Source organism: Tahibacter sp., from assembly GCF_035481375.1.
Taxonomy (GTDB): domain Bacteria; phylum Pseudomonadota; class Gammaproteobacteria; order Xanthomonadales; family Rhodanobacteraceae; genus Tahibacter.
In genome coordinates this window covers 1-4,997 of sequence record NZ_DATIGT010000171.1, presented here as the reverse complement: position 1 = coordinate 4,997, position 4,997 = coordinate 1, and the positions used below count along the sequence as shown (strand labels likewise).

The 4,997-nt window shown below is 68.3% G+C and carries 4 protein-coding genes and 1 pseudogene; 2 read left to right on the top strand and 3 right to left on the bottom strand.

The genetic code is table 11. The features are described from left to right. The coding region (locus VLF18_RS11350) for a GreA/GreB family elongation factor (RefSeq protein ID WP_325279733.1) at positions 1 to 418 on the bottom strand (418 nt) is incomplete at its 3' end. Positions 419 to 477: 59 nt separating this feature from the next. Then, on the bottom strand, positions 478 to 1,908 hold the full coding sequence (locus VLF18_RS11345; RefSeq protein WP_325279732.1) for a M28 family metallopeptidase: 1,431 nt from the start codon (positions 1,906 to 1,908) through the stop codon (positions 478 to 480). 151 nt (positions 1,909 to 2,059) lie between these two features. Between VLF18_RS11345 and VLF18_RS11340 the strand changes: the two genes are divergently transcribed. After that, positions 2,060 to 2,455, top strand: coding sequence for an MAPEG family protein (locus tag VLF18_RS11340; protein ID WP_325279731.1), 396 nt, complete (start codon positions 2,060 to 2,062; stop codon positions 2,453 to 2,455). Between the two features lie 278 nt (positions 2,456 to 2,733). Beyond that, positions 2,734 to 4,866 carry a phosphocholine-specific phospholipase C gene (locus tag VLF18_RS11335; protein ID WP_325279734.1) on the top strand — a complete coding sequence of 711 codons (2,133 nt, stop codon included), beginning with the start codon at positions 2,734 to 2,736 and terminating at the stop codon, positions 4,864 to 4,866. A 15-nt stretch (positions 4,867 to 4,881) separates the two neighbouring features. On the opposite strand, the pseudogene VLF18_RS11330 reads toward VLF18_RS11335, so the two are convergent. Continuing rightward, positions 4,882 to 4,997, bottom strand: a pseudogene (locus VLF18_RS11330) (IS110 family transposase); the annotation flags it as partial.

Below are 4,997 nucleotides of genomic sequence, written 5' to 3'. Positions count from 1 at the left end.
GCCGCCGCCACAGCACTTCGTCGCCGACCTTCGCGCCGATGACGGCTTTCGCGAGCGGCGACAGCCAGCTCACGCTGCCATGCTCGGCGTCGGCTTCGTCTTCGCCGACGATGCGATAGCGCGCTTCGCCGCCGTGTTCGTCGACGACCTCGACCGACGCGCCGAAGGCGACGCGGTCGTGCGGCTGATGGGCGGGATCGACGACGTTCGCGCTCGCGATGCGTGCTTCCAGCCAGCGCTGCTCGCGCGCGATCGTCTGCAGCGCGGCGTCGTCGCGCAGCGTTTCGGGCTGCTTCGCGGCGTCGCGCAATTCGGCCAGGCGCTGCTGCTGGCGTGCCAGCCCGGCGGGCGTGGTCCAGTTCGGATGCTCGCTGACAGGAATGTCCGGCAGCGGCTCGGTGCGGTCGGATTCTTTCACGAAGGCGCGGCTCATGGAGCCGAGGTTGGCCCCCGGACCCGCGAATTCAAGCGTGTCCGTCAATCGAGATTGTCGGCGAAGATGCGGTCGGTCACGCCCGCGAGTTCCGCGAGCGCGGCGACGTTCATCTTCACGACATAGCCGCCGAGCGTCGCCGATGTGCCTGCGCTGTTCATGTTCGCGGCGCTGTCGGTGGTGCGGTGGTAATGCGGATACGACGTGCCGCCGCGGTGGATGCTGTGCACCGCGCGCACGCCGCGGTTGAGGTAGGGCTGCTGGTCGGAACAGCACGCGGTCTGCGACTTCACGACCGTGAGACCGGGGACATAATTGGCCGCCGCATCGGCGAAGCGGTCGCGGAACGCGATGTTCGCGGCCAGGTCGCCGCCGGGGCCCGTGCCTTGCGCGGTCGTCACGGTGACGCCGAAGCCGGCCGCGCCGCTGACCCAGCCGATCATGTCCATGTTCGCCATGCCTTCGACCTTCGCGAGATCGCCGCTGGTCTGCAGATCGCCGGCGTGGCCGTTGCTGCCCCAGAGACCCTGCTCCTCGCCGGCATAGCACAGGAAGATCAGCGTCTTTTCCGGCTGCGCCGGCACGAGCGCGCGCGCGGCCTCGATGACGCCGGCGCAGCCCGAGGCGTTGTCGTCGGCGCCGGGCGTCAGCGTCGGCGTCGTGATCGTCTCCTGGCGCGAGTCGTAGTGCGCGCCGACCAGCAGCCATTGATCCGGATGCTTCCAGCCGGTGATCCGGCCGGCGACGTTGTGGCGCACGGCCGGATTGCCGCCGAGCGTCATCGAGAACGCCGGCTCGCTGACCTCGAGGCCCAGCGCCTCGAACTGCGTGCGTATCCACTGGCGCGACAGATACAGTCCCGAGGTCGGGTCGGTGCTGCTGTTGTAGCTCGACCGGTCCCAGGTCGTCAGCTGCGACACGGTGTCGAACCAGCGCTGGCCGTCCACGCGCGCGACGATCGCGTCGATGATCGGATCGACGGCGCGCACGGCGCGCACGGCCTCGCGATCGAGGCGATGCTGGCGCAGCACGACGCTGCCGGGCTTCAGCGCGATCCACTCGGCTGCACCGAGATGCTCCGGGTGCCGGCTCGACAGTGCCTGCTGGCGGGCCGGGTCGGCCGGACGGCGCAGCAGTTCGTAGCTGCCGTCGAGCGGCGTGATGCGCAGGTCTTCGGGTGCGGGACCGTCGCCGCAGCCGCGCGCATGCAGCACGAGGTCTTCGGCGCGCAGTGCACCGAGCGAGCGAGCGGCGCGATGGGCCGGTGACTGTGCCCGCAGGGTCGCCGCGTCGCCGGCCAGCAGCAGCTCGTCGCCGAGTTCGATCCACCAGTCGACACCTTCTGCGGTTTTATACGCTTCCACCTGTGCATGGCTGGCGCTGCGGATGTCGACGAGCAGCGTGTCGGCGGCGGCCGAGGCGGTCGCCGCGGGCGCCGCCAGCAGCAGCGCGAGCAGGGCGTGGGTCGGGCGCATGGATCGTTACTCAGGCAGGGGAGCGGAGCCCGAACCTAGCACGGACGGCGGAGCCCGGTTGAGTACCCATCCGCAGTCGGCCCGACGGGCATCGGCGCCGCAAAGCCGACGGTCTTGCTATGGTGACGGCCTCATCCATCGGAACCCACTCATGTCGAACCATCTGCCTGCGATCGCCGTCGTGTTCACCGTGCTGCTGCTGATCTTCGTGACCTGGCTCGTCGGCCGTGCGCGTGGACGCTATGGCATCAAGGCGCCCGCGACGACCGGCAACGAGCATTTCGAACGCGTGTTCCGTATGCAGATGAACACGGTCGAGAGCACGGTGCTGTTCCTGCCGGCGCTGTGGCTCGGCACGACGTACGGTTCGCCGCTGATCGCCGGCATTGCCGGACTCGTCTGGGTAGCGGCGCGTTTCTGGTATGCGCTCGCCTATTCGCAGGCCGCGAACCGGCGCGGCATGGCGTTCATGCTGGCCTCGGCCGCGGCGGGCGCGGCGTTTGCGGTCGGTTGCTGGGGATTGCTGAGGGTGGTCGCGGGGTTTTGAGAAAGAGAACAGTAGGTCGGGTTGAACCGCAGGCGAAGCAACATCGAGGCGAATCAGGAACGCGTGAAGCTTCTTCCTTCGCCCGGCGTCCGCCTCGCGGAACTACCTCGATGTCGGGCCCGGCCCGCGGCTCGACCCGACCTGCGGGGTTCGATGCCTTCACGCCGCAATCGGCAAAAAATCCAAACGTTCAAGCCGCGTACACCGCACTGCAACAATCCGTGCCGAGCATGCCCGCCGCCGCGAGGACCGCGGCGTATCGATGAGCACGGGACACGATCATGGCGGGTACGAGTCGACGCGAATTCCTGCGCCTCGCGGCGCAATCGGCCGGTGCGGCCACGCTGATGGCGGCGCTGCCGCCGGCGATACGCGAAGCGCTCGCGGTGGCGCCGGCGCGCGTGACCGGCACGATCCAGGACGTCCGGCACGTCGTCGTGCTGATGCAGGAAAACCGCTCGTTCGATCACTACTTCGGTGCGCTGCGCGGCGTGCGCGGCTTCGACGATCCGCGCACGATCCGGCTGCCGGGCGGCGCCGACGTCTGGCGCCAGCCGCGCACCGGCGGCGGCGACGTCATGCCGTTCCGCCTCGACACGCAGCTGACCAGCGCGCAGTGCATGGACGACATCGACCACAGCTGGAAAGGAAACCACGCGCGCTGGAAGGCGTTCGATCACTGGGTGCGCGAGAAGGGCGCGATGTGCATGGGCCATTTCACGCGCGCCGACCTGCCGTTCTACTACGCGCTGGCCGATGCGTTCACGGTCTGCGACGCGTGGTTCTGCTCGATCCACGGACCGACCAATCCGAATCGCATGCACCTGTTCACCGGCACCAGCGGGCTCGCCGTGAACCGCCCGGGCAATCACTGCGTCAACAATGTGGACGACGGCAACTGGACCGCCGACATGACGCGCGACAACACCGCGTTTCCGGCCTACGACTGGACCACCTACGCCGAACGCCTCGAACAGGCCGGCGTGAGCTGGAAGGTCTATCAGGAATACGACAACTACGGCGACAACTCACTGGCCTATTTCCGCAATTTCCGCGGCATTCCGACCACGTCGTCGCTGTATCGCCGCGGCCGCGACTATTCGCCGGGTTCCGACGCGTCGAACGCCTATACGACGCTCGGCCAGCCGCTGATCCAGCAGTTCCGCAACGACGTGCAGAACGGAACGCTGCCGCAGGTGTCGTGGATCGTTGCGCCGTTTTCCATGTGTGAACATCCGGAAGCCGCGCCGGCCTACGGCGAGGCGCTGACCGCGCAGCTGCTGGCCGCGCTCGCGGCGAATCCGGAAGTCTGGTCGAAGACCGTATTCGTCATCACCTACGACGAGAACGGCGGTTTCTTCGATCACATGCCCTCGCATGTGCCGGCGCTGACCGCGAGCCTCGGCCAGAGCACGGTCGCAACCGCCAGCGAAAGCCACAACGGCGTGCCGGTCGGGCTCGGCATCCGCGTGCCGAGCCTCGTCGTCTCGCCGTGGAGCCGCGGCGGCTGGGTCAATTCGGAAGTGTTCGACCACACCTCGGTGATCCGCTTCCTCGAGCAGCGCTTCGGCGTGCACGAGCCGAACATCGGCGCCTGGCGTCGCGCGATGACCGGCGACCTGACCTCGACGCTCGATTTCAGTGCGGCCGATCCGGTCTGGCCGAGCCTGCCCGATACCAGCGGCTTCATCGCGAACGCCGACGTGACCTGCACGCTGAATCCGGCGACGCCGCCGGCGTCCAACGCGCTGCCGACTCAGGAAAGCGGTTCGCGGCCCGCGCGTGCGCTGCCTTATGCGCTGAACGTCAACGGCCGCGTGGATCTGGCCTCGGGCCGCTACTGGCTCGACTTCTTCAACGACGGCGCCGGCGGCGCCGGCCTCAACGTCTATGCCGACAACCGCAGCGACGGCCCGTGGTTCTATTCGCTGGGCGGCGGCACCGAGCTGACCGACTACTGGAGCGCGCGCGCGGTTACCGCCGGCATCTACGACCTGCACGTGCACGGCCCGAACGGCTTCCTGCGCAGCTTCGGCGGCGATCTCGCGCGCGTGGAAAACGGCGCGAACCCCGAACTCGTCGCGCTCTACGACACCGACCGCAACGCGCTCGTGCTGCGCCTGAACAACGCGGGCAGCGCGGCCTGCCGCGTCACGCTCGCGGCGAACCGCTACAGCAGCGAGCCGGCACGCGGCGTCGACCTCGCCGCGGGCGCGACCGCCGATCTGGAATGGACCTTGTCGGCGAACCAGCGCTGGTACGACCTCAGCCTGACCAGCGACCACGATCCGCGCTGGCTGCGCCGCCTCGGCGGGCATCTCGAGAACGGCCTGCCCGGCATCAGCGATCCGGCCTTCGGCGCGCGCAGCGAAACGGTGTTCGCCGACGGGTTCGAGACCGCGGAAACGTAGATACTGTTGTCCGAATCAAGCCCCGTGAAGCGAAGGATCAAAGGGCTTGCCGGATTTGATAACCCCAAAGGCGACTTGAGCGAGCTTACGCATCATGGCGCCGATGATGAGCATCTTGGGTTTGGCTTTAG